At 72.2% G+C, this 25,619-nt stretch carries 19 protein-coding genes; 1 reads left to right on the plus strand and 18 read right to left on the minus strand.

All coding sequences use genetic code 11. The features are described from left to right. Positions 1 to 134 precede the first annotated feature (134 nt). Genes nuoN through AB8735_RS18035 form a run of 14 tightly spaced genes read right to left on the minus strand, consistent with a single transcriptional unit; the run spans position 135 to position 15,987 of the window. The gene (gene nuoN, locus AB8735_RS17970) at positions 135 to 1,799 is read right to left on the minus strand and encodes an NADH-quinone oxidoreductase subunit NuoN (RefSeq protein ID WP_372408413.1); all 1,665 of its coding nucleotides are present in this window, start codon (positions 1,797 to 1,799) and stop codon (positions 135 to 137) included. Then, entirely contained in the window at positions 1,796 to 3,421 is a 1,626-nt protein-coding gene (locus tag AB8735_RS17975; protein WP_372408414.1) for an NADH-quinone oxidoreductase subunit M, read from the minus strand. The genes nuoN and AB8735_RS17975 overlap by 4 nt, the downstream gene beginning before the upstream one ends. Before the next feature lie 3 nt (positions 3,422 to 3,424). Then, entirely contained in the window at positions 3,425 to 5,320 is a 1,896-nt protein-coding gene (nuoL, locus tag AB8735_RS17980; RefSeq protein WP_372408415.1) for an NADH-quinone oxidoreductase subunit L, read from the minus strand. A 12-nt stretch (positions 5,321 to 5,332) separates the two neighbouring features. Continuing rightward, a complete protein-coding gene (gene nuoK, locus AB8735_RS17985; protein WP_344018427.1) occupies positions 5,333 to 5,632 on the minus strand; it encodes an NADH-quinone oxidoreductase subunit NuoK in 300 nt (99 codons plus the stop codon). After that, complete coding sequence (locus AB8735_RS17990; RefSeq protein WP_344018425.1) at positions 5,629 to 6,453, minus strand: NADH-quinone oxidoreductase subunit J; 825 nt, start codon at positions 6,451 to 6,453, stop codon at positions 5,629 to 5,631. Before AB8735_RS17990 ends, nuoK begins: the two co-directional genes overlap by 4 nt. Beyond that, positions 6,450 to 7,061 carry an NADH-quinone oxidoreductase subunit NuoI gene (gene nuoI / locus AB8735_RS17995; RefSeq protein ID WP_372408417.1) on the minus strand — a complete coding sequence of 204 codons (612 nt, stop codon included), beginning with the start codon at positions 7,059 to 7,061 and terminating at the stop codon, positions 6,450 to 6,452. Before nuoI ends, AB8735_RS17990 begins: the two co-directional genes overlap by 4 nt. Continuing rightward, positions 7,051 to 8,373: an NADH-quinone oxidoreductase subunit NuoH gene (gene nuoH / locus AB8735_RS18000; RefSeq protein WP_372411868.1), complete on the minus strand. Its 1,323-nt coding sequence runs from the start codon at positions 8,371 to 8,373 to the stop codon at positions 7,051 to 7,053. The genes nuoI and nuoH overlap by 11 nt, the downstream gene beginning before the upstream one ends. 41 nt (positions 8,374 to 8,414) lie before the next feature. After that, entirely contained in the window at positions 8,415 to 10,886 is a 2,472-nt protein-coding gene (locus tag AB8735_RS18005; protein WP_372408418.1) for an NADH-quinone oxidoreductase subunit G, read from the minus strand. Further along, a complete protein-coding gene (gene nuoF / locus AB8735_RS18010; protein WP_372408419.1) occupies positions 10,883 to 12,262 on the minus strand; it encodes an NADH-quinone oxidoreductase subunit NuoF in 1,380 nt (459 codons plus the stop codon). Before nuoF ends, AB8735_RS18005 begins: the two co-directional genes overlap by 4 nt. After that, entirely contained in the window at positions 12,259 to 13,002 is a 744-nt protein-coding gene (nuoE, locus tag AB8735_RS18015; RefSeq protein ID WP_344018477.1) for an NADH-quinone oxidoreductase subunit NuoE, read from the minus strand. Before nuoE ends, nuoF begins: the two co-directional genes overlap by 4 nt. A gap of 17 nt (positions 13,003 to 13,019) precedes the next feature. After that, the gene (locus tag AB8735_RS18020) at positions 13,020 to 14,357 is read right to left on the minus strand and encodes an NADH-quinone oxidoreductase subunit D (protein ID WP_344018417.1); all 1,338 of its coding nucleotides are present in this window, start codon (positions 14,355 to 14,357) and stop codon (positions 13,020 to 13,022) included. Continuing rightward, complete coding sequence (locus tag AB8735_RS18025) at positions 14,357 to 15,061, minus strand: NADH-quinone oxidoreductase subunit C (protein WP_344018415.1); 705 nt, start codon at positions 15,059 to 15,061, stop codon at positions 14,357 to 14,359. Before AB8735_RS18025 ends, AB8735_RS18020 begins: the two co-directional genes overlap by 1 nt. Next, positions 15,058 to 15,612 (minus strand): NADH-quinone oxidoreductase subunit B family protein, encoded by a 555-nt coding sequence (locus AB8735_RS18030; RefSeq protein WP_344018413.1) that lies wholly within the window; start codon positions 15,610 to 15,612, stop codon positions 15,058 to 15,060. Before AB8735_RS18030 ends, AB8735_RS18025 begins: the two co-directional genes overlap by 4 nt. Positions 15,613 to 15,627: 15 nt before the next feature. After that, positions 15,628 to 15,987: an NADH-quinone oxidoreductase subunit A gene (locus AB8735_RS18035; RefSeq protein WP_344018411.1), complete on the minus strand. Its 360-nt coding sequence runs from the start codon at positions 15,985 to 15,987 to the stop codon at positions 15,628 to 15,630. A gap of 728 nt (positions 15,988 to 16,715) precedes the next feature. Between AB8735_RS18035 and AB8735_RS18040 the strand changes: the two genes are divergently transcribed. Further along, complete coding sequence (locus AB8735_RS18040; RefSeq protein ID WP_344018408.1) at positions 16,716 to 17,606, plus strand: C40 family peptidase; 891 nt, start codon at positions 16,716 to 16,718, stop codon at positions 17,604 to 17,606. A gap of 498 nt (positions 17,607 to 18,104) precedes the next feature. Here the strand turns inward: AB8735_RS18040 and AB8735_RS18045 are convergent, their stop codons facing one another. The 4 genes from AB8735_RS18045 to AB8735_RS18060 form a co-directional block, all read right to left on the minus strand. After that, positions 18,105 to 19,496 carry an adenylosuccinate lyase family protein gene (locus tag AB8735_RS18045; protein ID WP_372408421.1) on the minus strand — a complete coding sequence of 464 codons (1,392 nt, stop codon included), beginning with the start codon at positions 19,494 to 19,496 and terminating at the stop codon, positions 18,105 to 18,107. Beyond that, a complete protein-coding gene (locus AB8735_RS18050; protein WP_372411869.1) occupies positions 19,493 to 21,415 on the minus strand; it encodes an FAD/NAD(P)-binding protein in 1,923 nt (640 codons plus the stop codon). Before AB8735_RS18050 ends, AB8735_RS18045 begins: the two co-directional genes overlap by 4 nt. Positions 21,416 to 21,830: 415 nt before the next feature. After that, complete coding sequence (locus AB8735_RS18055; protein ID WP_372408423.1) at positions 21,831 to 23,111, minus strand: geranylgeranyl reductase family protein; 1,281 nt, start codon at positions 23,109 to 23,111, stop codon at positions 21,831 to 21,833. A 117-nt stretch (positions 23,112 to 23,228) separates the two neighbouring features. Then, on the minus strand, positions 23,229 to 25,574 hold the full coding sequence (locus tag AB8735_RS18060; protein ID WP_372408424.1) for a hypothetical protein: 2,346 nt from the start codon (positions 25,572 to 25,574) through the stop codon (positions 23,229 to 23,231). Positions 25,575 to 25,619: the final 45 nt, after the last annotated feature.

A 25,619-nucleotide genomic window follows, 5' to 3' on the forward strand; every position in this document is an offset into this window, starting at 1 on the left:
CCTCAAACGCCGGACGGGCTGAATAGCCCGTCCGGCGTTTGAGGACGAACGCGGCGCAGCCGCGTTGCGGGGTCCGGGGCGGAGCCCCGGGAAACGGTGAAAGGGCGGGACAGGGGCAACCCTCCGCGCTGACCTCAGCGCACGAACACCCCCGCCTGCCCCGCCAGATCAAGGAAGTACTGGGGCGCGACGCCCAGAACGAGCGTCACCGCAACGCCGACACCAATGGCAACGGACGTCAGCGGCGACGGCACGGCAACCGAAGGCCCATCCCCCTTCGGCTCACTGAAGAACATCAGCACAATCACCCGCACATAGAAGAACGCCGCCACCGCCGACGACACCACACCCACGATCACCAGCGGCACCGCACCCCCGGCCGCCGCCGCCTTGAAGACGGCGAACTTCCCCGCGAACCCGCTCGTCAGCGGAATGCCCGCGAAGGCCAGCAGGAAGACCGCGAAGACCGCCGCGACGAGCGGCGAACGCCGCCCGAGCCCGGCCCACTTGGACAGGTGCGTCGCCTCGCCCCCGGCATCCCGCACCAGGGTCACGACCGCGAACGCCCCGAGCGTGACGAACGAGTACGCGGCGAGATAGAAGAGGACGGACGAGACCCCGTCCGGGCTCACCGCGATGACACCCGCGAGGATGAACCCCGCGTGGGCGATGGACGAGTAGGCCAGCAGCCGCTTCACATCGGTCTGGGTCACGGCCACGATCGCGCCGACGAGCATCGTCAGGATGGCGACGCCCCACATCACCGGCCGCCAGTCCCAGCGCAGCCCCGGCAGCACGACGTACAGCAGCCGCAACAGCGCCCCGAACGCGGCCACCTTGGTTGCTGCGGCCATGAAGCCGGTGACGGGCGTCGGCGCGCCCTGGTAGACGTCCGGCGTCCACATGTGGAACGGCGCCGCGCCGACCTTGAAGAGCAGGCCCATCAGCACCATCGCCCCGCCGATCAGCAGCAGCGCGTCGTTGCCCGTCGTGGCGGCGAGGGCCGGGTCCATGGTGCGGACCGCGCCGCTGACGACGTCGGCGATGCCCGAGTAGGAGACCGTGCCCGCGTAGCCGTAGAGCAGGGCCACGCCGAACAGCAGCACCGCGGACGAGAAGGCGCCCAGCAGGAAGTACTTGACGGCCGCTTCCTGGGAGAGCAGCCGCTTGCGACGGGCCAGGGCGCACAGGACGTAGAGCGGGAGCGAGAAGACCTCCAGCGCCACGAAGAGGGTCAACAGGTCGTCCGCCGCCGGGAAGACCAGCATGCCGGCGACCGCGAAGAGCAGCAGCGGGAAGACCTCGCTGGTCGTCCAGCCCGCCTTGACGGCCTCCTGCTCGGCGTCGCCGCCGGGCACGGCCGCGGCCTGGGCGGCGAAGGAGTCCACCGGGCGGCCGTGCGCGGCGGGGTCGAGGCGGCGCTCGGCGAAGCCGAGGACGGCGACCAGGGCGACGAGGAGGATGGTGCCCTGGAGGAACAGCGCGGGGCCGTCCACCGCCACCGCGCCCATCGCCGCGGCGTGCGCCTTGCCCGTGCCGTAGCCCTTGGCGGCCAGTGCGACGACCGCGGCGAAGGCGGCGGCCAGGCCCACGGCGGAGAGGGCCAGCTGGGCCAGGTGGCGCGAGCGGCGGGGCAGGAAGGCCTCGACGAGCACGCCCAGGACCGCGGCACCGAGAATGATCAGTGTCGGGGACAGCTGGGCGTACTCGATGTGCGGCGCCGGGATCTTCTTCGGGGCGTCGGCCGCCGCCGACACCGATTCTGTCCACAGGCTGTGGACAACGGCTGCGTTCCTCACTTCGCGCCCTCCGCATTGCTCACGCGAACATCGGGTTCGGGGTCGGTCCGGTCGACCTGCGACAGGGTGTGCTCGACCGCGGGATCGAGGATCCGCGTCACCGGCTTGGGGTAGACGCCGAGGAAGAGCAGCAGCGCGATCAGCGGTGCGACGACGGCCAGTTCGCGCACGCGCAGGTCGGGCATGGCCCGCACGGGCTCCTTGACCGGGCCGGTCATCGTGCGCTGGTAGAGCACGAGGACGTACAGCGCGGCGAGCACGATGCCGACGGTCGCGACGGCGCCCGCGACCGGGTAGCGGCTGAACGTGCCGACCAGGACCAGGAATTCGGAGACGAAGGGGGCGAGCCCGGGCAGCGACAGCGTGGCCAGCCCGCCGACCAGGAAGGTGCCGGCGAGGACCGGGGCGACCTTCTGCACCCCGCCGTAGTCGGCGATGAGCCGCGAGCCCCGGCGGGAGATCAGGAAGCCGGCGACCAGCATCAACGCCGCCGTGGAGATCCCGTGGTTGACCATGTAGAGCGTGGCGCCGCCCTGGCCCTGGGTGGTCATCGCGAAGACGCCCAGGATGATGAAGCCGAAGTGGGAGATCGAGGCGTAGGCGATCAGGCGCTTGATGTCCCGCTGGCCGACGGCGAGCAGCGCACCGTAGAGGATGCTGATCAGCGCCAGCACGATGATCACGGGGGTGGCCCACTTCGAGGCCCCCGGGAAGAGCTGGAGGCAGAAGCGCAGCATCGCGAAGGTGCCGACCTTGTCGACCACCGCGGTGATCAGCACCGCGACGGGCGCGGTGGCCTCGCCCATGGCATTCGGCAGCCAGGTGTGCACCGGCCACAGCGGGGCCTTGACCGCGAAGGCGAAGAAGAAGCCCAGGAACAGGGCCCGTTCGGTGACGGTGGCGAAGTGCAGCCGCCCCGAGGCCCGGGCCTGGACGATCTCGGTGAGCGAGAAGGTGCCGTGGCCGAGCTGGTCCGCGGTGACCGCGTAGAGGCCGACGACGGCGGCCAGCATGACCAGCCCGCCCGCGAGGTTGTAGAGCAGGAACTTGACGGCCGCGTACGAGCGTTGGCGCGCCGCCTCGTCCTCGGTGCGCTCCCCCGCCCGGTCGCCGAAGCCGCCGATGAGGAAGTACATCGGGATGAGCATGGCTTCGAAGAAGACGTAGAAGAGGAAGACGTCGGTGGCCTCGAAGGAGATGACCACCATGGCCTCGACCATGAGGATCAGGGCGAAGAAGCCCTGGGTGGGCCGCCAGCGGCGGTTGGGCGCCGCCGGCTCCAGCGGGTCGGCGTCGTGCCAGCCGGCCAGGACGACGAAGGGCACGAGCAGGGCGGTCAGGGCGACCAGCACCACCCCGATGCCGTCCACGCCCAGCTCGTAGCGGACCCCGAAGTCGCTGATCCAGGCGTGGGATTCGGTGAGCTGGAAGGGACCGCCCTTGCCCGAAGGGGCGTCCGGGTCGAAGCGGACCAGCTGGACGGCCGCGAGCACCAGCGTCGCCAGCGAGAAGGCCAGCGCGACCCACTTCGCGGCCTCGCGCCGCGCGGCCGGGACGGCGGCGGTGGCGACCGCGCCGACGGCGGGCACCGCGGCCGTCACGGTGAGCAGAGGAAATGACATGGTTCAGACCGCCCTCATCAGCAGGGTCGCGGCGATCAGCACCGCCGCGCCGCCGAACATCGAGACCGCGTACGACCGGACGTAGCCGTTCTGCAGCCTGCGCATCCGGCCGGAGAGGCCGCCGACGGAGGCGGCGGTGCCGTTGACGACGCCGTCCACCAGCTTGTGGTCGAGATAGACCAGGCTGCGGGTCAGATGCTCGCCGCCGCGGACGAGCACGATGTGGTTGATGTCGTCCTGGAGCAGGTCGCGCCGGGCGGCGCGGGTGAGCAGGGAGCCGGGGGGCGCGGTGACGGGCACGGGCCGGCGGCCGTACTGCGCCCAGGCCAGCGCGACGCCCAGGACGAGGACGACCATGGTGGCGGCGGTGACCGTGAGCGCGCTGACGGGCGAGTTGCCCTCCTCGTGCCCGGTGACCGGCTCCAGCCACTTCACGAACGACTCGTTGATGCTGAACAGGCCGCCCGCGAAGACCGATCCCACGGCGAGGACGATCATGGGGATCGTCATCGTGGACGGCGACTCGTGCGGGTGCGGCAGCTCGCCCTGTGCGTCCGGCTGCCAGCGCTTCTCGCCGAAGAAGGTCAGGATCATCACCCGCGTCATGTAGTACGCGGTGATGGCCGCGCCGAGCAGGGCCGCCCCGCCGAGGATCCAGCCCTCGGTGCCGCCCTTGGCGAACGCCGCCTCGATGATCTTGTCCTTGGAGAAGAAGCCCGACAGGCCCGGGAAGCCGATGATGGCGAGGTAACCGAGGCCGAAGGTGACGAAGGTGACCGGCATGTACTTCCTGAGGCCGCCGTAACGGCGCATGTCCACCTCGTCGTTCATGCCGTGCATGACCGATCCGGCGCCGAGGAAGAGCCCGGCCTTGAAGAAGCCGTGGGTCACCAGGTGCATGATCGCGAAGACATAGCCGACCGGCCCCAGCCCGGCCGCGAGGATCATGTAGCCGATCTGCGACATCGTCGAGCCGGCGAGGGCCTTCTTGATGTCGTCCTTCGCACAACCGACGATCGCACCGAAGAGGAGCGTGACCGCCCCCACCGTGACCACCGCGGTCTGCGCGTCCGGCGCCCCCTCGAAGATCGCTCCGGAGCGGGTGACGAGGTAGACCCCGGCGGTCACCATGGTGGCCGCGTGGATCAGGGCGGAGACCGGGGTCGGGCCCTCCATCGCGTCCCCGAGCCAGCTCTGCAGCGGCACTTGGGCGGACTTGCCGCAGGCGGCGAGCAGGAGCAGCAGCGCGATCGCCGTCAGCCTCCCCTCGCCCGCGCGGTCCGCCGCGGTGAGCACGGGCCCGAAGGCGAAGGTGCCGAAGGTCGTGAACATCAGCATGATCGCGATCGACAGGCCCACGTCACCGACGCGGTTGACGAGGAACGCCTTCTTCGCCGCCGTGGCGGCGCTCGGCTTGTGCTGCCAGAAGCCGATCAGCAGGTACGAGGCGAGGCCGACGCCCTCCCAGCCGACGTACAGCAGCAGGTAGTTGTCGGCGACGACCAGCAGCAGCATCGCCGCCAGGAAGAGATTGAGGTAGCCGAAGAAACGGCGGCGGCGCTCGTCGTGCGCCATGTAGCCGACCGAGTAGAGGTGGATCAGCGTGCCCACGCCCGTGATCAACAGGACGAAGGTCATGGACAGTTGGTCGAGGTGGAAGCCGACGTCGGCGCGGAAGGTGCCGACGGGCACCCACTGGAACACCGTCACGTCGAGGGTGCGCTCCTCGCCGCTCCGGCCCAGCATGTCGGCGAAGAGCACCGCGCCGAGGGCGAAGGAGGCCGCCGCGGCCAGCGTGCCCAGCCAGGGTGCGCTCCGGTCCAGTCTCCGCCCGCCGCACAGCAGCACGCCCGCTCCCAGGAGGGGCACGAGGACGAGCAGTCCGATGAGGTTCTCCACGTCAGCGTCCCCTTAGAGCTTCAGCAGACTGGCGTCGTCGACCGAGGCCGAGTGACGGGCGCGGTAGACCGACACGATGATCGCGAGGCCGATGACGACCTCGGCCGCGGCCACCACCATCGTGAAGAAGGCGAAGACCTGGCCGTCGAGGTTGCCGTGCATCCGGGAGAAGGTGACGAACGCCAGGTTGCAGGCGTTCAGCATCAGTTCGACGCACATGAAGACGACGATCGCGTTCCGCCGGATGAGCACCCCGACGCCACCGATGGTGAACAGCAGGGCCGCCAGGTAGAGATAGCTGACCGGATTCACTGGGCGACTCCCTTCGGCCCCTCGTCGCGGTCGCGCTCCAGCCACGCCGCCGACCGCTGCTCCAGCGCCGCGAGGTCCGCGAGCGCCTCCTGGGACACGTCCCGCATCTGGCCCCGGTCCCGCAGCACCCCGCTGACGCTGAGCTCGGCGGGCGTGCCGTCCGGCAGCAGCGCGGGGATGTCGTTGGCGTTGTGCCGGGCGTAGGTGCCGGGGGCGGGCAGGGGGGCGACGAAGGCGCCCTTGCGCGTCCGCTGCTCCGAGAGCTCCCGCTGGGTGGCCGCCTTGACGGTGCGCTCCCGGTGGGTGAGCACCATCGCGCCGACGGCCGCGGTGATCAGCAGGGCGCCGGTGATCTCGAAGGCGTACACATAGCGGGTGAACACCAGGGCGGCCAGGCCCTCGACGTTGCCCCCGGCGTTGGCCTGGCCGAGGCCGTCGAAGTGGCGCAGCGAGGCGTTGGCGATGCCGGCGAACAGGAGGACGCCGAAGCCCAGCCCGCACACGGCGGCGAGCCAGCGCTGGCCCCTGATGGTCTCCTTGAGGGAGTCGGCGGCCGTGACGCCGACGAGCATCACCACGAAGAGGAACAGCATCATGATCGCGCCGGTGTAGACCACGATCTGCACGATGCCCAGGAAGTACGCGCCGTTGGCCAGGTAGAACACGGCGAGCACGATCATGGTGCCGGCGAGCGAGAGGGCGCTGTGCACGGCCCGCTTCATCAGCACCGTGGCCAGCGCGCCCCCGACGGCGACGACCGCGAGGATCCAGAACTGCACGGCCTCGCCCGTCGAGGTGGCCGAGGCGGCCGCGAGGCTCATGCCTCCACCCCCTCGCCGGCCGGGCGTTCCCCCTTGGAGAGGGCCACCTGGCGCTCGGTGCCGGGCGCCGCCTCGGTCACCAGGCCCCGGTAGTAGTCCTGTTCGGTCATGCCGGGGAAGATCGCGTGGGGCGACTCGACCATGCCGTCCTCCAGGCCGGCGAGCAGCTCCTCCTTGGTGTAGATGAGCGACTCCCGGCTGCGGTCGGCCAGTTCGTACTCGTTGGTCATCGTCAGCGCCCGGGTGGGGCAGGCCTCGACGCACAGGCCGCACAGGATGCAGCGCAGGTAGTTGATCTGGTAGACGCGGCCGTAGCGCTCGCCCGGGGAGTAGCGCTCCTCCTCGGTGTTGTCCGCGCCCTCGACATAGATGGCGTCGGCCGGGCAGGCCCAGGCGCACAGCTCGCAGCCGATGCACTTCTCCAGCCCGTCCGGATGCCGGTTGAGCTGGTGGCGGCCGTGGAAGCGCGGCGCCGTGGGCTTCTTGTACTCGGGGTACTGCTCGGTGAGCCGCTTCTTGAAGACGTCCTTGAAGGTCACCCCGAAACCGGCTACGGGATTCTTGCGGGGGAGCTTGGAAGCGTCCCCGTGGGAAGACTCAGCAGGCACCGTCACCCTCCTTTCCGTCACGCACAGTGTCCACCCCGCCACTGACAATGAGCTCCCGGTCCCGCCGGGACGCCCGGCGCGGCACCGGCGGCAGGGTCTGGCCGGGCAGCGGCGGCACCGGGTACCCGCCCGCCATCGGGTCGAACTCCCCGCCGCCCCCGGCCGGTTCGGCCTCCTCCTTGCCGCGGCCCCGGAAGACGTCGGCGACGAAGGACAGCAGCAGGATCACCAGGACCGCGCCCGCGACGTAGAGGACGATCGAGCGGAAGTCGTAGTCCTCGTTGCGCAGCGCCCGCACCGTCGCGACGAGCATCAGCCACACCATCGAGACCGGGATGAGGACCTTCCAGCCCAGCTTCATGAACTGGTCGTAGCGCAGCCTCGGCAGCGTCGCGCGGATCCAGATGAAGAAGAACAGCAGCGCCGCGAGCTTGGCCACGTACCAAAGGAGGGGCCACCAGCCGTGGTTGGCCCCCGCCCAGAACGCCGAGACCGGCCACGGCGCCCGCCAGCCGCCCAGGAAGAGCGTCACGGCCACCGAGGAGACGGTGACCATGTTGACGTACTCGGCCAGCATGAACATCGCGAACTTGATGGACGAGTACTCGGTGTTGAAGCCGCCGACCAGGTCGCCCTCGGACTCGGGGAGGTCGAACGGGGCCCGGTTGGTCTCCCCGACCATCGCGATGATGTAGACGACGAAGGAGACCGGCAGCAGCAGCACGTACCACCGGTTGTGCTGCGCCTCCACGATCGCGGAGGTGGACATCGAGCCCGAGTAGAGGAAGACGGCCGCGAAGGAGAGGCCCATCGCGATCTCGTAGGAGATCATCTGGGCGCAGGAGCGCAGGCCGCCGAGGAGCGGATAGGTGGAGCCGGAGGACCAGCCGCCGAGGACGATGCCGTAGATGCCGACCGACGCCGTCGCCAGGATGTAGAGGATGGCGATGGGCAGGTCGGTGAGCTGCATCGCGGTCCGGTGGCCGAAGACCGAGATCTCGTTGCCCGCCGGGCCGAAGGGGATCACCGCGATCGCCATGAAGGCCGGGATCGCCGCGACGACCGGCGCGAGGATGTAGACCGCCTTGTCCGCGCGCCGGACGACGAGGTCCTCCTTGAGCATCAGCTTGATGCCGTCCGCCAGGGACTGCAACAGACCCCATGGGCCATGCCGGTTGGGTCCGATGCGCAGCTGCATCCAGCCGAGGATCTTGCGCTCGAAGACGATCGTCAGCAGCACGGTCACCAGGACGAAGACGAAGCAGAAGACGGCCTTGAGGACCACCAGCCACCATGGGTCGTGGCCGAACATCGACAGATCGCCCGCGGCCAGGCCGTGCAGGGAACCGGCGTTCACGACAGCACCTCCGGAACGTCGTCCGTGCCGGGGGCGACGCGCACGATCTCGCCGGGCCGGGACCCGGTGTCGGAGGCGACGCCGCCACCGGCGGAGTTCAGCGGGAGCCAGACCACCCGGTCCGGCATGGGGGTGATCCGCAGCGGCAGCCGGACGGTCCCGGCCGGGCCGCGCACCGCGAGCAACTCCCCGTCGGCGACGCCGGTTTCGGCGGCCGTGGCCGGGGAGAGCCGGGCGACGGCGGCGTGCCGGGTGGCGGCCAGGGCCTCGTCGCCGTCCTGGAGCCGCCCCCGGTCGAGCAGCAGCCGGTGTCCGGCGAGGACGGCCTCGCCCGCCCCGGGTTCCGGGACCCGGTGGGGCGGCTCGGCGGGGTCGGCGGCGTAGGGCCCGGCCCAGCGGCCCAGCCGGGCCATCTCGGCCCGTACCGCGCGGATGTCCGGCAGGTCCAGCGGGCGGCCGTCCATGGCGTCGGCCAGCAGGTGCAGCACCCGGGCGTCCGGCAGCACGTGCCGGCCCGCCAGCTGGTCGGGCTTGAGCGCGGCCTCGAACGGCCGCGCCCGGCCTTCCCAGTTGAGGAAGGTGCCCGGCTTCTCGGCGGCCGCCGAGACGGGGAGGACCACGTCGGCCCGGTCGGTCACCTCGCTCGGCCGCTGCTCCAGGCTGACCAGGAAGCCGGCCGCGTCCAGCGCCTCGCGGGCACGCGCCGGGTCGGGCAGGTCCGCGACCTCGACCCCGCCGACGAGCAGGGCGCCCAGCTCGCCGGTGGCCACGGCCCGGAGGATCTGTCCGGTGTCCCGGCCGGGGCTGCGCGGAAGTTCGGGGACGCCCCAGGCGGCGGCGGTCTCCTCGCGGGCGCGCGGATCGGTGGCCGGGCGGCCGCCGGGCAGCAGCCCCGGCAGGGCGCCCGCCTCGACGGCGCCCCGCTCGCCGGCCCGGCGGGGGATCCACACCAGCCCCGCGCCGGTCGCCGTGGCGGCGGCCACGGCGGCGGTCAGCGCCCCGGGCACCTCCGCCGTCCGCTCCCCTACGAGGATCAACGCGCCGTCCTGGCGCAGGGCTTGGGCCGCATCGCCCTCCGCGGTGCCCTCCGCGAGGGCCGTGAGCCACTGCGGCTCGGTGCCGGGCGCGGCGGGCAGCAGCGTGCCGCCGGTCTTCGTCAGGCCCGGCGTGGCGTGCGTGGCCAGCGAGAAGACCCGCAGCCCCCGCTTGCGCCACGTCTTGCGCAGCCGCAGGAAGACCCCGGGCGCCTCCTCCTCGGCCTCCAGGCCGACCAGCAGCACCGCGGGGGACCGCTCCAGATCGGCGTACGTCACCGCCGGCGCGCCGAGGTCGCGTCCCCGCCCGGCCACCCGGGCGGCCAGGAAGTCGGCCTCCTCGCCGCTGTGCGCCCGGGCCCGGAAGTCGACGTCGTGGGTGTCGAGCGCCACCCGCGCGAACTTGGCGTAGGCGTAGGCGTCCTCGACGGTGAGCCGGCCGCCGGTGAGGACCCCGGCCCGGCCGCGGGCCGCGCGCAGCCCCTCGGCGGCCACCTGGAGCGCCTCCGGCCAGCTGGCGGGCCGCAGTTGGCCCTCGTCGTCGCGGACCAGCGGGGTCTCCAGCCGCTCGGGCCGCTGCGCGTAGCGGAACGCGAAGCGGCCCTTGTCGCACAGCCACTCCTCGTTGACCTCGGGGTCGTCGGCGGCGAGCCGGCGCATCACCTTGCCGCGCCGGTGGTCGGTGCGCGTGGCGCAGCCGCCCGCGCAGTGCTCGCACACCGACGGCGAGGAGACCAGGTCGAAGGGGCGGGCGCGGAACCGGTAGGCGGCCGAAGTCAGCGCGCCCACCGGGCAGATCTGGATGGTGTTGCCGGAGAAGTACGACTCGAAGGGGTCGCCCTCGCCGATGCCGACCTGCTCCAGCGCCCCGCGCTCCAGCAGCTCGATCATCGGGTCGCCGGCGATCTGCTCGGAGAAGCGGGTGCAGCGGGCGCAGAGCACGCACCGCTCGCGGTCCAGCAGCACCTGGGCGGAGATCGGGACGGGCTTCTCGTAGGTGCGCTTCTTCCCCTCGAAGCGGGAGTCGGTGCGGCCGGCGGTCATCGCCTGGTTCTGCAGGGGGCATTCGCCGCCCTTGTCGCAGACCGGGCAGTCCAGCGGGTGGTTGATGAGCAGCAGCTCCATCACCCCGCTCTGCGCCTTCTCGGCGACGGGCGAGGTGAGCTGGGTACGGACGACCATCCCGTCGGTGCAGGCGATCGTGCAGGAGGCGGCCGGTTTGCGCTGGCCCTCGATCTCGACGATGCACTGCCGGCAGGCGCCGACGGGCTCCAGCAGGGGGTGGTCGCAGAACCGGGGGATCTCGATGCCGACGAGCTCGGCGGCCCGGATGACCAGGGTGCCCTTGGGAACGGAGAGTTGGACGCCGTCGATGGTGACGGAGATCAGGTCCTCGGCCGTCGGCGCTCCGGCGCTCTTCGCCGTGACGGTCATGCGTGCACCTCCGGGTGCGACTGGTCGGCCCACACCGTGGACTTCGCCGGGTCGAACGGGCAGCCCCGGCCCCTGATGTGCTCCTCGTACTCCGCGCGGAAGTGCTGGAAGGAGGAGAAGACCGGGGCGGCGGCGCCGTCGCCGAGGGCGCAGAAGGACTTGCCGTTGAGGGTGTCGGCGATGTCGTCGATCTTGTCGAGGTCGGACATCCTGCCCCGGCCCGCCTCGATGTCCCGGAGCAACTGGACGAGCCAGTACGTCCCTTCGCGGCAGGGCGTGCACTTGCCGCAGGACTCATGGGCGTAGAACTCGCTCCAGCGGGTGACCGCCCGGACGACGCAGGTGGTCTCGTCGAAGCACTGCAGGGCCTTGGTGCCGAGCATCGATCCGGCGGCGCCGACGCCCTCGTAGTCGAGCGGGACGTCCAGGTGCGCCTCGGTGAGGATCGGCGTCGAAGAGCCGCCCGGCGTCCAGAACTTGAGCCGGTGGCCGGGGCGCATGCCGCCGCTCATGGCGAGCAGCTGGCGCAGGGTGATGCCGAGCGGCGCCTCGTACTGCCCGGGGCCCGCGACATGGCCGCTGAGGGAGTACAGCGTGAAGCCCGGGGACTTCTCGCTGCCCATCGAACGGAACCATTTCTTGCCCTTGTTGAGGATCGCGGGAACCGAGGCGATGGACTCGACGTTGTTCACCACAGTGGGGCAGGCGTAGAGCCCCTCGACCGCGGGGAAGGGGGGCCGGAGCCGGGGCTGGCCGCGGCGGCCTTCGAGGGAGTCGAGCAGGGCCGTCTCCTCGCCGCAGATGTAGGCGCCCGCCCCCGCGTGCACGGTGACGTCCAGGTTCAGTCCGCTGCCGAGGATGTCGCGGCCGAGGTACCCGGCCGCGTACGCCTCGCGCACGGCCTCGTGCAGCCGCCGCAGCACGGGGACGGTCTCCCCGCGCAGATAGACGAACGCGCGCTCCGAGCGGATCGCCCAGCAGGCGATGATCATTCCCTCGACGAGGGAGTGCGGATTGGCGAACAGGAGGGGGATGTCCTTGCAGGTGCCCGGTTCCGACTCGTCCGCGTTGACCACGAGGTAGTGCGGCTTGTTGTCGCCCTGCGGGATGAACTGCCACTTCATCCCGGTCGGGAAGCCCGCGCCGCCGCGGCCGCGCAGTCCGGAGTCCTTCACATAGGCGATCACGTCGTCCGGGCTCATGGCGAGGGCCTTGCGCAGGCCCTCGTAGCCGTCGTGCCGGAGGTAGGTCTCCAGTGTCCAGGAGCGCGGTTCGTCCCAGAAGGCGCTCAGCACGGGGGCGAGCAGCTTCTGCGGACTCGTCCCTCCCCCGGGCTCCGCCTGGGAGGTGCCACCGATCTCGGGCGCCACGGTCATCCCTCCCCCTCCTCGGATGCGGGCTCCTGCGCATCGCGCCCGTGCGGGACGGTGCGCGGCGGTCCGACACGGGCGGCGCCGTCCTCGCCGCGCGCCAGCCGCAGCCCGGCCAGCGAGGCGGGGCCCGCCCCGCCGCTCGCCTCCACCGCGCCCGGCCGCTCGTCGGGGAAGCCGGCCAGCAGACGGGAGGTCTCGCGGTGGGTGCACAGCGGCGCGCCGCGGGTGGGTTCGACGGTGCGGCCGGCGCGCAGGTCGTCGACGAGCCGCTCGGCGCTCTCCACCGTCTGGTTGTCGAAGAACTCCCAGTTGACCATCACGACGGGCGCGTAGTCGCAGGCCGCGTTGCACTCGATGTGCTCCAGGGTGACCTTGCCGTCGTCCGTCGTCCCGCCGTTCTCCACGCCCAGACGGGACTTGAGGGCGTCGAAGATGGCGTCGCCGCCGAGCACGGCGCACAGGGTGTTGGTGCAGACGCCCACCTGGTAGTCGCCGCCCTTCTCGCGGCGGTACATGGTGTAGAAGGTCGCCACGGCCGTCACCTCGGCCGTGGTCAGCCCGAGTTGCTCGGCGCAGAAGCGGATGCCGGTGCGGGAGACGTGCCCCTCCTCGGCCTGCACCAGGTGCAGCAGCGGCAGCAGGGCGCTGCGGCTGTCGGGGTAGCGGGCGATCACCTCCTCCGCGTCCGCCGCCAGCCGCTCCCGCACGTCCTCCGGGTACTCGGGCGCGGGCAGTTGGGGCATCCCCAGCTGGATTCCTGTCACCTGTCGCAACCTCCCATGACCGGGTCGATGCTGGCCACGGCGACGATGACGTCGGCCACCTGGCCGCCCTCGCACATCGCCGCCATGCACTGGAGGTTGGTGAAGGAGGGGTCGCGGAAGTGCACCCGGTAGGGCCGGGTGCCGCCGTCGCTGACGACGTGCGCGCCGAGCTCCCCCTTGGGCGACTCCACCGCCGCGTACGCCTGTCCCGGCGGCACCCGGAAGCCCTCCGTCACCAGCTTGAAGTGGTGGATCAGGGCCTCCATCGAGGTGCCCATGATCTTCTTGATGTGGTCGAGGGAGTTGCCCAGTCCGTCCGGTCCCAGGGCCAGTTGGGCGGGCCAGGCGATTTTCCGGTCCGCGACCATGACCGGGCCGGGCTCCAGCCGGTCCAGGCACTGCTCCATGATCCGCAGCGACTGGTGGATCTCCTCCATCCGCACCAGCAGCCGTCCGAACGAGTCGCAGGTGTCGACCGTCGGCACCTCGAAGTCGTACGTCTCGTAGCCACAGTACGGGTCGGACTTGCGCAGGTCGTGCGGGAGGCCGGCGGCTCGCAGGATGGGACCGGTCGCACCGAGCGCCAGGCAGCCGGCGAGATCGAGGTGACCGACGTTCTGCATCCGGGCCTTGAAGAGCGGATTGCCGACGACGAGCTTCTCGTACTCCACCAGGTTCCGGCGGAGCTTCTTGATGAACTCGCGGACCTGGTCCACCGCGCCGGGCGGCAGGTCCTGGGCGAGGCCGCCGGGCCGTACGTACGCGTGGTTCATGCGCAGCCCGGTGATGAGCTCCAGGACGTCGAGGCACATCTCCCGGTCGCGGAAGCCGAAGACGGCGACGGTGGTGGCGCCGAGCTCCGTGCCGCCCATGGCGACGTAGACCAGGTGGGAGGAGATCCGGTTCAGCTCCATCAGGAGCACGCGCAGGACCGTCGCCCGCTCCGGCACCTGGTCCGTGATGCCGAGCAGCCGCTCCACGGCCAGGCAGTACACCGTCTCGTTGACGATCGGCATGAGGTAGTCCATGCGCGTCACGAAGGTGGTGCCCTGGGTCCAGGTGCGGTACTCGAGGTTCTTCTCGATGCCGGTGTGCAGATAGCCGATGCCGGCGCGGGCGTCGGTGACGGTCTCGCCGTCGATCTCCAGGATGAGCCGGAGCACCCCGTGCGTGGAGGGGTGCTGGGGGCCCATGTTGACGACGATGCGCTCGTCGTCGGTCCGGCGGGCCGCGGCGACGACCTCGTCCCAGTCGCCTCCGGTGACGGTGTAGACGGTCCCCTCGGTGGTCTCGCGCGTTCCGGCCGTTCCGTCGCCGGGAGTGGTGGTGGACATCAGCTGTACGACCTCCGCTGGTCCGGAGCCGGGATCTGGGCGCCCTTGTACTCGACGGGGATGCCGCCCAGGGGGTAGTCCTTGCGCTGCGGGAAGCCCTGCCAGTCGTCCGGCATCATGATCCGGGTCAGCGCCGGGTGCCCGTCGAAGACCAGCCCGAAGAAGTCGTAGGCCTCGCGCTCGTGCCAGTTGTTCGTCGGGTAGACCTCGCAGACGGACGGCAGGTGGGGGTCGGCGTCGGGGACGGAGACCTCCAGCCGGATCAGCCGGCCGTGGGTGAGGGAGCGCAGGTGGTAGACCGCGTGCAGCTCACGGCCCTTGTCGCCGGGGTAGTGCACGCCGCTGACGCCGGTGCACAGCTCGAAGCGGAGCGCCGGGTCGTCGCGGAGCGTCCGGCAGACGCGGAGGAGGTGCTCGCGGGCGACGTGGAAGGTGAGTTCGCCGCGGTCGACGACGGTCTTCTCGACGGCGTTGGACGGGAGGAGGCCCTGCTCCTCCAGGGCGCCCTCCAACTCGTCGGCGACCTCGTCGAAGTAACCGCCGTAGGGCCGGACGGCCTCGCCCGGCATGCGCACGGTGCGCACCAGGCGTCCGTAGCCGCTGGTGTCACCGCCGTTGTTGGCGCCGAACATGCCGGTGCGGACGCCGATGACGTCGCCGGACTCGTCGCGCTGCGCGGGCACCTGCTCGTTCTGCTCCGTCATCGCAGCAGCCCCTTCATCTCGATGAGGGGCAGGGACTTCATGGCCGCCTGCTCGGCCTCCTCCTCGGCGGCCACGCGGTGCGGGCCGAGCTTCTCGCCCTGGATCTTGCGGTGCAGCTTGAGGATGGCGTCGATGAGCATCTCGGGCCGCGGCGGGCAGCCGGGCAGGTAGATGTCGACGGGGACGATGTGGTCCACGCCCTGGACGATGGCGTAGTTGTTGAACATGCCGCCGCTGGACGCGCAGACGCCCATGGAAATGACCCACTTGGGGCTGGGCATCTGGTCGTAGACCTGGCGCAGCACCGGCGCCATCTTCTGGCTGACGCGTCCGGCGACGATCATCAGGTCGGCCTGGCGCGGGGAGCCGCGGAAGACCTCCATGCCGAAGCGGGCGAGGTCGTAGCGGCCGGCGGCGCTGGTCATCATCTCGATGGCGCAGCAGGCCAGGCCGAACGTGGCCGGGAAGACGGACGCCTTGCGCACCCAGCCGGCGGCCTGTTCGACGGTGGTCAGCAGGAAGCCGCTGGGCAGCTTCTCCTCGAGACCCATGTGCGGTTTCGCCCCCTAGTCCCATTCCAGGCCGCCGCGCCGCCAGACGTAGGCGTACGCGACGAAGACGGTGAGTACGAAGAGCAGCATCTCGACGAGCCCGAACAGCCCGAGGGAGTCGAAGGTGACGGCCCAGGGGTAGAGGAAGACGATCTCGATGTCGAAGACGATGAAGAGCATCGCCGTCAGGTAGTACTTGATCGGGAAACGCCCGCCGCCGGACGGCTGCGGGGTGGGCTCTATGCCGCACTCGTAGGCTTCGAGCTTGGCGCGGTTGTACCTCTTGGGCCCGATGCGCGATGCCATGACCACGGAGAAGATCGCGAAGCCGGCACCGAGGGCTCCCAGTACGAGGATGGGCGCGTAGGCGTTCATCCCTCCCCGCTCCTTCCAGTCGACGCTGACTGCTGGCTGTCGGGACCCCGGCGGCTGGACCGCTCACGGGCGAACACCGCGGAAGGATTCTGCGAAGATCGCGAATATGTGAGGCAGTTCACAAGCCCGGGTCGAGGGCATCTTATGCCCGGTGGTCTGTGATCTGCGACACGGCGTACGCGCCGGTGTTTGTGATCTCCACCACCTGACGAACGATCATCAAGTCGGATGAGCGGTGATCTTCTCCGGCGAAGCGCTCGAACGATCATCAGTAGCGGCTTTTCCGGACATACCCACTGGCCGGAACGGTGAGTCGTCATCAAGGCGGGAGCAGCGCGCGCGTTTTGACACGTACAACCGTCAACTGATAGTGGAGCGCCGCGCAGTGGGACGAGGCGTCGCCGCCGCACCCGGCCGTCGGCTCGTGCTTTCCTTCACCAACGCCCTTCGGGGGCGCGTCGCGTGAACTCCGCCACGCGCACGGACGCCGGGCACCCGTCCGCCGCCGCTCTCCTCGACGGCCGAGACCAGAACGTGATATACCGCTCGGCCACTCGTCCCCATGTGCCCAAATGCCATGCTTAGCCGCATGATCACGATTGCCGGGGCGGCCCGCGGAGAGTCGCGTTCCGGTGCGTACGACCCGAATTCCGAGTGTTCGACAGCCAATTGTGGCCCACGTCACTCATATTGAACTCAACCTGGGGTGCCTGGTAAGCCCTTGTCCCATGTCCCCCAACGCGCACATAACCAGCCACCGGAAGCCCCGTCGCCCGGCGACCCAGTCCTGGGCCGTCCGCACGGGTGTTGCCGGTGGCGTCCTCAGCACCCTGGCCGTCACGGGCGCCGCCCAGGCCACCGCCGCGGAGAAGCCGGCGGAGGCGACCATCGAGATGCCGGTGCTCAACGGCGCCCTCTCGCAGTCGCTCGCGCAGGTCGCGGACGCCACGCAGCAGACCGCGAACGACTACCAGGTCCGCGCGCAGGTGGACAACGCGGTGGACCACGCCCGCGCCGCCGCCAAGAAGGCCAAGCAGGAGGCCGACCGCAAGGCCGAGGCCGAGCGCAAGGCCGCCGAGGCGAAGGAGAAGCGGGAGGCCGAGCAGGCCCGCGCCTCGCGGGACGCGAAGCGGACCGCGCTCTCCACGAAGACGGCCGCCGCGTCCGAGGACGACTCCTCCGACTCGTCGTCCACCGGCTCGAAGTCGGACTCCGACACCTCGACGTCCACGTCCACCTCCTCGAAGAGCTCCACCGGTGCGACGGGCAACGCCGCCACGCTGGTGTCCTTCCTCCAGGCGCAGGTGGGCAAGGCGTACGTGATGGGCTCCACCGGCCCGTCCTCCTACGACTGCTCCGGCCTGGTCATGGCCGCCTACCAGCAGATCGGCATCAGCCTCCCGCGCGTCTCGCAGGACCAGTCGACGGCCGGCACGCAGGTGGGCCTGTCCAACCTGCAGCCCGGCGACATCCTCTACTGGGGCTCCGCGGGCAGCGCGTACCACGTCGGCGTCTACATCGGCGGCGGCAAGTTCATCGGCGCGCAGAACCCGAGCACGGGTGTCGTCGAGCGCGACCTGAGCTACTCGCCGCCCACGGGTGCCGTGCGCGTCATGTGAGCCTTCGGCACGCAGCAGTCGGAAGGGCCGCCGTTCCCCCTGGGGACGGCGGCCCTTCCGTATGTTCCCGGGACCGGGATCGGTCGGGTGCCCTCCCCCCAGTGCGGTGTTCGCGGGCACCCGGCCGGCCGATGTCCGGTTCCGGGGTGTTGGTGGTGGGGTGAGTCTGCGGGGCGGATGTGCTCCGGCACAAAGTGCTTCGGAGAGGGCCGAATACGGGCGTTTGTTCTGATCGGTTCGTCGATGACTCCCGATCGGGGATGACTGGATCGGGTCGGTTTTCGGTCGGGTGCGGGTGGGTGCGCTGCGCGGGGTTTTGCCCCTGGCCCGCCCTTTCACCGTTTCTCGCGCGCTCCGCGCGGGGCAACGCGGCTGCGCCGCGTTCGTCCTCAAGCGCCGGACGGGCTGAATAGCCCGTCCGGCGCTTGAGGACTCCGGCCGAAGGCCGGATGGGGTCCGGGGTCTCCCCGGGAAACGGTAAAAGGGCGGGACCGGGGCTCAATCCCCGCGCGTCAGCGCGGCATCCACCATCGCCCCCGCCGCCCCCACATACCGCTCCGGATCGCACAACTCCACGCACTCCTCCGCCGTCAGCACCCCGGCCACCCGGGGATCCGCGGACAGGACGTCCGCGAGCGGACGCCCCGTCCGCACCGACTCCTCCGACAGCTCCGTCAGCAACCGCTTCGCGCCCGCCTTCCCCAACCGCGGCGCCAGGACCGCCGAGACCCGCTCGGACACCATCTGTCCCCCCGTCAGGCCGAGATTGACACGCATCCGCGCCGGCCGCGCCTCCAGCCCCTCCGCCAGCTCCACCGCCGTCCGTGCCGCGCCGCCCACCAGCCGCAGGCACTCCCGCAGGGGCAGCCACTCCGCGTGCCAGGTGCCGGCCGAGCGCTCGTCCTCGGCCAGCAGCTGCTGGGTGAGGACCAGCGCGAAGGCCGGCACCTGGAGCGCCGCGGTGCGGATCATCGTCGCGAGGACCGGATTGCGCTTGTGCGGCATGGCGGAGGAGGAGCCCCGGCCCGCCACCGCCGGCTCGGCGACCTCGCCGACCTCCGTCCGGGTCAGGTTCTGCACGTCGAGCGCGAACTTGCCGAGCGCGCCCGCCGTCAGGGACAGCACCGCGGCCAGGTCGGCCATCGGCGAGCGCAGGGCGTGCCAGGGCACGGCGGCGGGCCGGGCCAGCCCGGTCTCCTCCGCGAAGAGCGCGGCGAGCCGCTCCGGGTACGAGCCGAGGTCCGGTTCCCCGGCCAGGCGCGCGTACTCCAGGTACCCGGCCAGCGTCCCCGCCGCGCCCCCGAGGGCGACGGGCAGGCCGCCGTCGTCCAGGAGCCGGCCGACGCGTTCCTCGGCGTCCAGGACGAGCTGGCGCCAGCCGGCGGCGCGCAGGCCGAAGGTGGTCGGGACGGCCTGGAGGGCGAGGGTCCGGGCGGCGGCGGGCGTGTCGCGGTGGGCGGCGGCGAGCCGCCCGAGCGCGTCGGCCACCAGCCGCAGGTCGTCCCGGACGAGCCGCAGCGTCCGCGCCGCGACGAGGAGCGCTCCGGTGTCGAAGACGTCCTGGCTGGTGGAGCCCCGGTGGACGTACTCCGCGGCCGTGGCGTCCCGTTCGGCCACCGCGGCCGTGAAGGCGGCGACCAGGCCGACGACGGGGTTGGCGGTCTCCCGCGAGGCCAGCGCGAGGGCCCGTACGTCCGGCGGACCGGCGGCGGCCGTCTCCGTGATGACCGCGGCCGCCTCCGCGGGCACGCTCCCGAGGCGGGCCTGCGCCCGGGCGAGGGCCGCCTCGGCGTCGAGCATGGCCTGCACCCAGGCGGTGTCCGAAGTGGCCTCCTCGGCGGGGGTCCCGGCCCGGACGGGCGAGAGCAGGCCGGTGTCGTGCGGGGTCATACGCGGATCTCCGTCGGTGCGTCCGGCGCCGCGGCGGCCGGAGGAAGGGCGAGCAGGGAACGGGCGATGGCGTCGGCGTCGGCCAGGGTCACCGAGTCCACGCCCGGGCGGATGCCGGCGGCCGTGACCCAGTGCACGGACTCGGTGGGGACACCGTAAGCACAGCGCCGCGGGTGTGCGACGCCGTCGGCCGCGAGCAGGTGGTAGGGGCGTCCGCCGACGGCCAGGCCGCCGGTCTCGTGGGCCGGGCCGACGGCGGACGGGACGCGGTACGGGGCGCACTGGCCCGTGTCGAGGAGGTGCCGCAGCAACGGGTCCTCCGTGCGCCGCAGGTCGGGCTCGGGCAGCCGGGCCTCGATCAGCGCGGCGGCGCGCACGGGCGGGCCCGGCACCTCGGGCGAGACGGCCACGAAGGCCGGGTCGCGGACGTCGAGGCGGACCTCGGTGCCGGGACCGGTCACCTCCAGCAGCCCCGCCTCGATCAGGGCGGCCATCTCCTCGATCCGGCGGGCCGGCGGGCCGATGGACAGGAAGGCGTTGAGCGGCGTGTACCAGCGCTCCAGTTCGTCGCGGTGGGAGTCGCCGTCGAGGCCGGCGTGGTCGACCGCGAGCCGGACCTCGTTGCGCAGATCGCGCAGCACGTCGAGGGCGGCCTTGAGCGGCCCGTCCACATTGCCCTCGCGCGCGGCGCGCACGTCCGCGCGCAGCCGGCCGAGCAGCCAGCGGCGGAACGCCTCGCGGCCGGTGAAGTCCCGGCCCTTGTGGGGGGCGGCGATCCGCTCCCAGTCCCATCTTCGGCCCGCCGGGACGCCGTACGTGTCGAGGAGTTCCTCGCGTTCCCCGCTCGCCCCGGCGGCCAGGTAGCGCGCGGTGAACTCCGCGCGCTCGGCGTCCCGTCCGAGCGCCGTCAGGAGCGTCCCGTAGTAGACGCCCTCCACCTCGGCCGCGATCAGCGGCCACAGGTCGGCGGTGAAACGAAGGGGTCCCCTCTCCCGCAGGGCGGCGATCCGGGCCGGGGTGAGGAGCCGGGGCAGGTAACGCCCGGACGGGCCCTTCTGGTTGTCGCCGCGCGCGTGGTACGGCACGCCGCGCCGCGAGAAGGCGCACAGGCGCGGCTCCCGCCCGGAGGGCCGGTAGACGAGCCCGCCGGACCCCGCCCGGTGGAACGTTCCGCCCCTGCCGGTGGTGAACAGGGCCATGTAGTCGAAGAAGTTGAGACCCAGGCCCCGTAACAGCACGGTGGAGCCCGGCTCCACGCCGGACAGGTCCGCCTCCGCGGGGTTGGCCGGCCCGAGGTAGGCCAGGCCGTGCAGCCGGGCCAGGCCCGCGGTGCGGGCCTCGGCGGGGGTGAGCCGGGCGGGCACGTGGCCGAGGGCGAGCACCACGGCGTCCAGCCCGTCCAGCCGTGTGCCGTCGGCCAGTTGGAGGGACTGCGGCCCGCCCGCCGTGCCGTGCGCGTCGGTGAGCGCGACGGCCCGCGAGCGGTGCACCTGCACGGTGACGTGGGCGGGGGCGCCGGCGACCACGCGCCGGAAGCAGTCGTGCAGGTAGCGCCCGTAGAAGGCGCGGGTCGGGTACGTGTCCGGGCCGAGCCGGCGCGCCTCGGCGAGCACCCACGCCTCCTCGCCGCTCCGCTCCCCCGCGGCCGCCACGTCCCGGGCCCACGCGTGGAGCGCGGGCCCCGGCTCGACGGGCCCGTCGATGCGCGAACTGGCGTCGGTGAACAGGGTGATCTGCGAGGCCACGGTGTTCATCAGCAGGTGCCGTGACTGGTCCGGGCGCCATACGGCCCCGGCGCCGGGTAACGCGGGATCGGCCAGGTGCACGGTCACCGCGCCGTGCGCGGGGGCGGCGCGCTCGTTGGCGCACAGCCGCTCCAGCACGGAGAGCCCGCGGGGACCGGCTCCCACCACGGCCATCACGAAGGTGTCGGTCTGCGCACGGGACGCCGGTGCAGCCACGGAACGCGCTCCATTCGAGGTGCGGGACATAGGTGCGGGACATATGGGTGCTGTACGGGAGGAGGGAAAAGGGCAGTTCGGCGTCGCGACGGCGAAGGAGGCACAGGCGGGCGCCGCCCGGCCGTTGTCGCGCACGTTCTCTGCGGAGGCGAACACCTGACGGTGCGTCAGATACGCCGAGCCGGACACCTCCCGGCTCAGAAGTAACTTAACCCGACGTCAGCGGCGTTCGAAAGGCTTCCGGAAGGCATTCGGGAGGCATTCGGGAGGCATTCGAACAACCGCCGCACGAAACTCCCCGGGGATGCGCGAAGGCCCCCGGGTGCCGTCGCCGACGGCGCCTCGGGGGCCTTCGCGGGACATCCGTCCCGGGTCACGCCTTGGGCGCGATCCGGCTCAGTCCGTTGATCACCCGGTCCATCGCGTCGCCGCCGGTCGGGTCGGTGAGGTTGGCCAGCATCTTCAGCGTGAACTTCATCAACAGGGGGTGCGTCAGGCCGCGTTCGGTGGCGATCTTCATGACCTTCGGGTTGCCGATCAGCTTCACGAAGGCCCGGCCCAGCGTGTAGTAGCCGCCGTAGGCGTCCTTGAGGACTTTCGGATAGCGCTGGAGGGCGATCTCGCGCCGGGCGGCGGCGCGGCCGTGGGCCTGGACGACGACCTCGGCGGCGATCCGGCCGGACTCCATGGCGTAGGCGATGCCCTCGCCGTTGAACGGGTTCACCATCCCGCCGGCGTCGCCGACCAGCAGCAGGCCGCGCGTGTAGTGCGGCTGCCGGTTGAAGGCCATCGGCAGGGCGGCGCCCCGGATCGGGCCCGTCATGTTCTCCGGGGTGTAGCCCCAGTCCTCGGGCATGGAGGCGCACCAGGCCTTCAGCACCTCGCGCCAGTCCAGCTCCTTGAAGGCGCCCGTGGTGTTCAGGACGCCGAGGCCGACGTTGCAGGTGCCGTCGCCCATGCCGAAGATCCAGCCGTAGCCGGGCAGCAGCCGGGGCTCCGAACCGCGCCGGTCCCACAGCTCCAGCCAGGACTCCAGGTAGTCGTCGTCGTGGCGGGGCGAGGTGAAGTAGGTGCGGACGGCCACGCCCATGGGCCGGTCCTCGCGGCGGTGCAGGCCCATGCCCAGCGACAGCCGGGTGGAGTTGCCGTCGGCGGCGACGACGAGCGGGGCGTGGAAGGTGACGGGCCGCTTCTCCTCACCGAGCCTGGCCTCCACACCGGTGATCCGGCCGGTGCGGCCGTCGATGACGGGGGCGCCGACGTTGCAGCGCTCGTACAGCCGGGCACCGGCCTTGACGGCCTGCCGGGCGAGCTGGTCGTCGAAGTCGTCCCGCTTGCGGACCAGTCCGTACTCGGGGAAGGTCGCGAGCTCCGGCCAGTCCATCTGCAGGCGGTTGCCGCCCGCGATGATGCGCAGGCCCTTGTTGCGCAGCCAGCCCGCCTCCTCGGAGATGTCGATGCCCATGGCGATGAGCTCCTTGACCGCGCGCGGGGTCAGGCCGTCGCCGCAGACCTTCTCGCGCGGGAACGCGGTCTTCTCCAGGAGGAGGACGTCGAGTCCGGTCCTGGCGAGGTGGTACGCGGTGGTGGAGCCGGCGGGACCGGCGCCGACCACGATCACATCGGCGGTGTGTTCGGCAGGGACGTCGCTCATGTCGGCTCTCCCGTTCGGTTATTGGAGACGGTGCTGCTCCCGACGAGTCTATGAGCCACCCCCGGGCGAACGGGCACGGGTCGTTGACTCCGGGCTACCGGCCGGTCACCCGGATGATCACGGCTTCCCGGTCCACCAGTACGCCAGCGCGGTGTCGAACGTCCGGTGCCAGGTGGCGGCGGGGCCCATCCCGTCGCGCCCCTGGAAGAGGATCGCGTACTCGGTCCCGGACGCGTCCACGTACGCCTGGTTGACCGCGCGCATCGGCCGCCCGTGGTCCTCCCAGGTCCACTCCCACAGGGCGCCCGGGCGCCCCTTGAAGGTGTTGCGGGTCAACTGGAGCCGCCGGTAGCCCTCCTGCTTGCCGACCGTCTTCTCCAGCTCCAGGAAGTGCTCGTACGACGGCTGCTCCGCCTTCTCCACGACGCCGACGCGCAGGTGCTCGGGGCCGGTGGGCCCGTGCCAGTCGGTCTGCCCGCCGCCCTTGTCCTCGCGCCGCCAGCCCTCGGGCACGGCCAGGGAGAAGCCCTCGGGGGCGGCGGCCCGCTCGAAGCCCCCGGGCATCCTGCCGGGCGGCAGGGTGGCGGCCTCGTGGGCGTCGGGGGCGGCGACGGTGCCGTCGGCGGGACCGCCCGGGGTGGCGGGCGTGGCGGGCGCGGGCGGTGCGGCCGACGCATCCGGCGCGGGCGCGGCGGTCGGCCGGGTGCTCGCCCCGGACCGCTCCTGCGGCGCCTTGCCGCCGCCGTGCCCGGCCGCCAGCAGCACCCCGGCGGCGGCCGCGCCGCCGACGAGGAAGGCGGCCAGGCCGACGGCGGCCCACCGCAGCGCCGTCCGGCCGCGACGGCCGGGGTCGGACGCGGCGCCGGGGGCCGCGTACGAGGTGGGGTCCACGGCGGTCGGCGGCTCGGGCGCGGCGGGCTCCGCCGCCGGAGGCGGTCCGACGACGGGCGACGGGGCGTCGGCCGGGACCGGCGGCGGGGTGACGGGGGCCTGAGCGGGGACGGGCGGGACCGTCGGTGCGGGCGGAGCGCCCGGTGCGGGCGGAGTGGACGGGACGGGAGGAGTGGACGGGACGGGCGGGGCGGACGGCCTCGGGGGCGCGTACGGGCCCGCCGCGTACACCTCCCCGGCCGCCTGCGGGAAGCCGGGCCGCCGCGCACTCTGCACCAGCGCGGCCAGCAGCACCGCCCCGGCCGTCCACAGCAGCCCGAAGAGCAGCAACTCGCCGCCGTTGACACCGGCTTCCGTGTCGGCGGCGATGCGCGTGCCGAACAGCCGGGTCCCGGACGTGACTTCCGCGGAGAACCCGGCGGCGAGCGAGGCCGACCAGACGGCCGCCAGGAAGAACACCCCGGACAGCACCTGCTCCGCACGGCCGCCGGCCGCCCGCCGCACCACCATCAGGGTCAGCGCCAGCGCACAGAGCACTCCCATGACCACCACGCCCACCTGGGCCCAGACGCCCCACTGGGCACCGATCTCGGACAGCCCGGCGCCGACGGCGCGACCGGAACCGTCGTACCCGGAACCGTCGCCGAACCAGTCGCCGTCGCCGGACAGCGCGCCCGAGGACGACACCGTGACGTCGGCTCCCCAGGACACCCCGAGCGCCAGCAGAGCGGCGTTCACCAGCAGGGCCAGCAGACCGAGCAGGCCCCAACCCCCCTCCAGGTCATCCGCGTTGACGGCGACGACCACGAAGAGGACGACCGACCAGAGCGCCAGCGCCAGGGCGAGGGCGCGCAGGGCCGTACCGGCGGCGCGCAGCACCATTCGCGCGCCGGGCCCGAGTCGTACGGCGACCGCGTCCCGGCACAGCACGGCGGCGCTCACCGCGGTGGTCAGCCCGAGGGCGAACAGGGCGGCGAGCACCGGGGTGGTGGAGAGGGACACCTCATCGGTGTCCGGCTGTCCGTACAGCCCCAGGGCCAGCACCGCCGCGCCCGACAGGAGCCCGATGCGCAGGGCCGCCTCCAGCCCGCCGGTGCCCGGACCCGAGGGGCGGTCGCGGCGCAGCCGCGCGGCGCCGGCGATCGTCGCGACGGTCCACAGGACGGTCATGGTGAGCAGCCAGAACGAGACCGAGCCGCGGCCGCGCTCGCCCTCCGCCTCCAGACCGGCGCCGAGCCCCTGGAGCAGGAGCGCGATCGCGGTGCGGAAGCGCTGGGACCACGGGAGGGCGTCCTCGTCGGCCCCGTAACTGGGCAACGAGAGGGCGACGGAGAGGACGGCGAGCAGGGCGACCGGCCACAGCGCGGCCCGGGCCGAGCGGCCCCAGTCGCCGGTGGCCGTCCGGCGCACGAACAGGGCGACGGCGCCGGGTGCGGCGGCCGCGGGCGCGTAGGGCGGCGGGGGCGGGGCGCCCCCGGCCGTCGGCGCCCCCGGCCGTTCCCTGCCGCAGGTCATGCAGAACCGGGCGTCCGGGGCGAAGGCGTTGCCGCAGGACGGACAGAACGAGGGCATGGACGCTCCGAGAACTCGGCAAGGTCAGGACAGCCGGAGCACCTT

The organism is Streptomyces luteireticuli (assembly GCF_041519305.1).
Classification (GTDB): Bacteria; Actinomycetota; Actinomycetes; order Streptomycetales; family Streptomycetaceae; genus Streptomyces; species Streptomyces luteireticuli.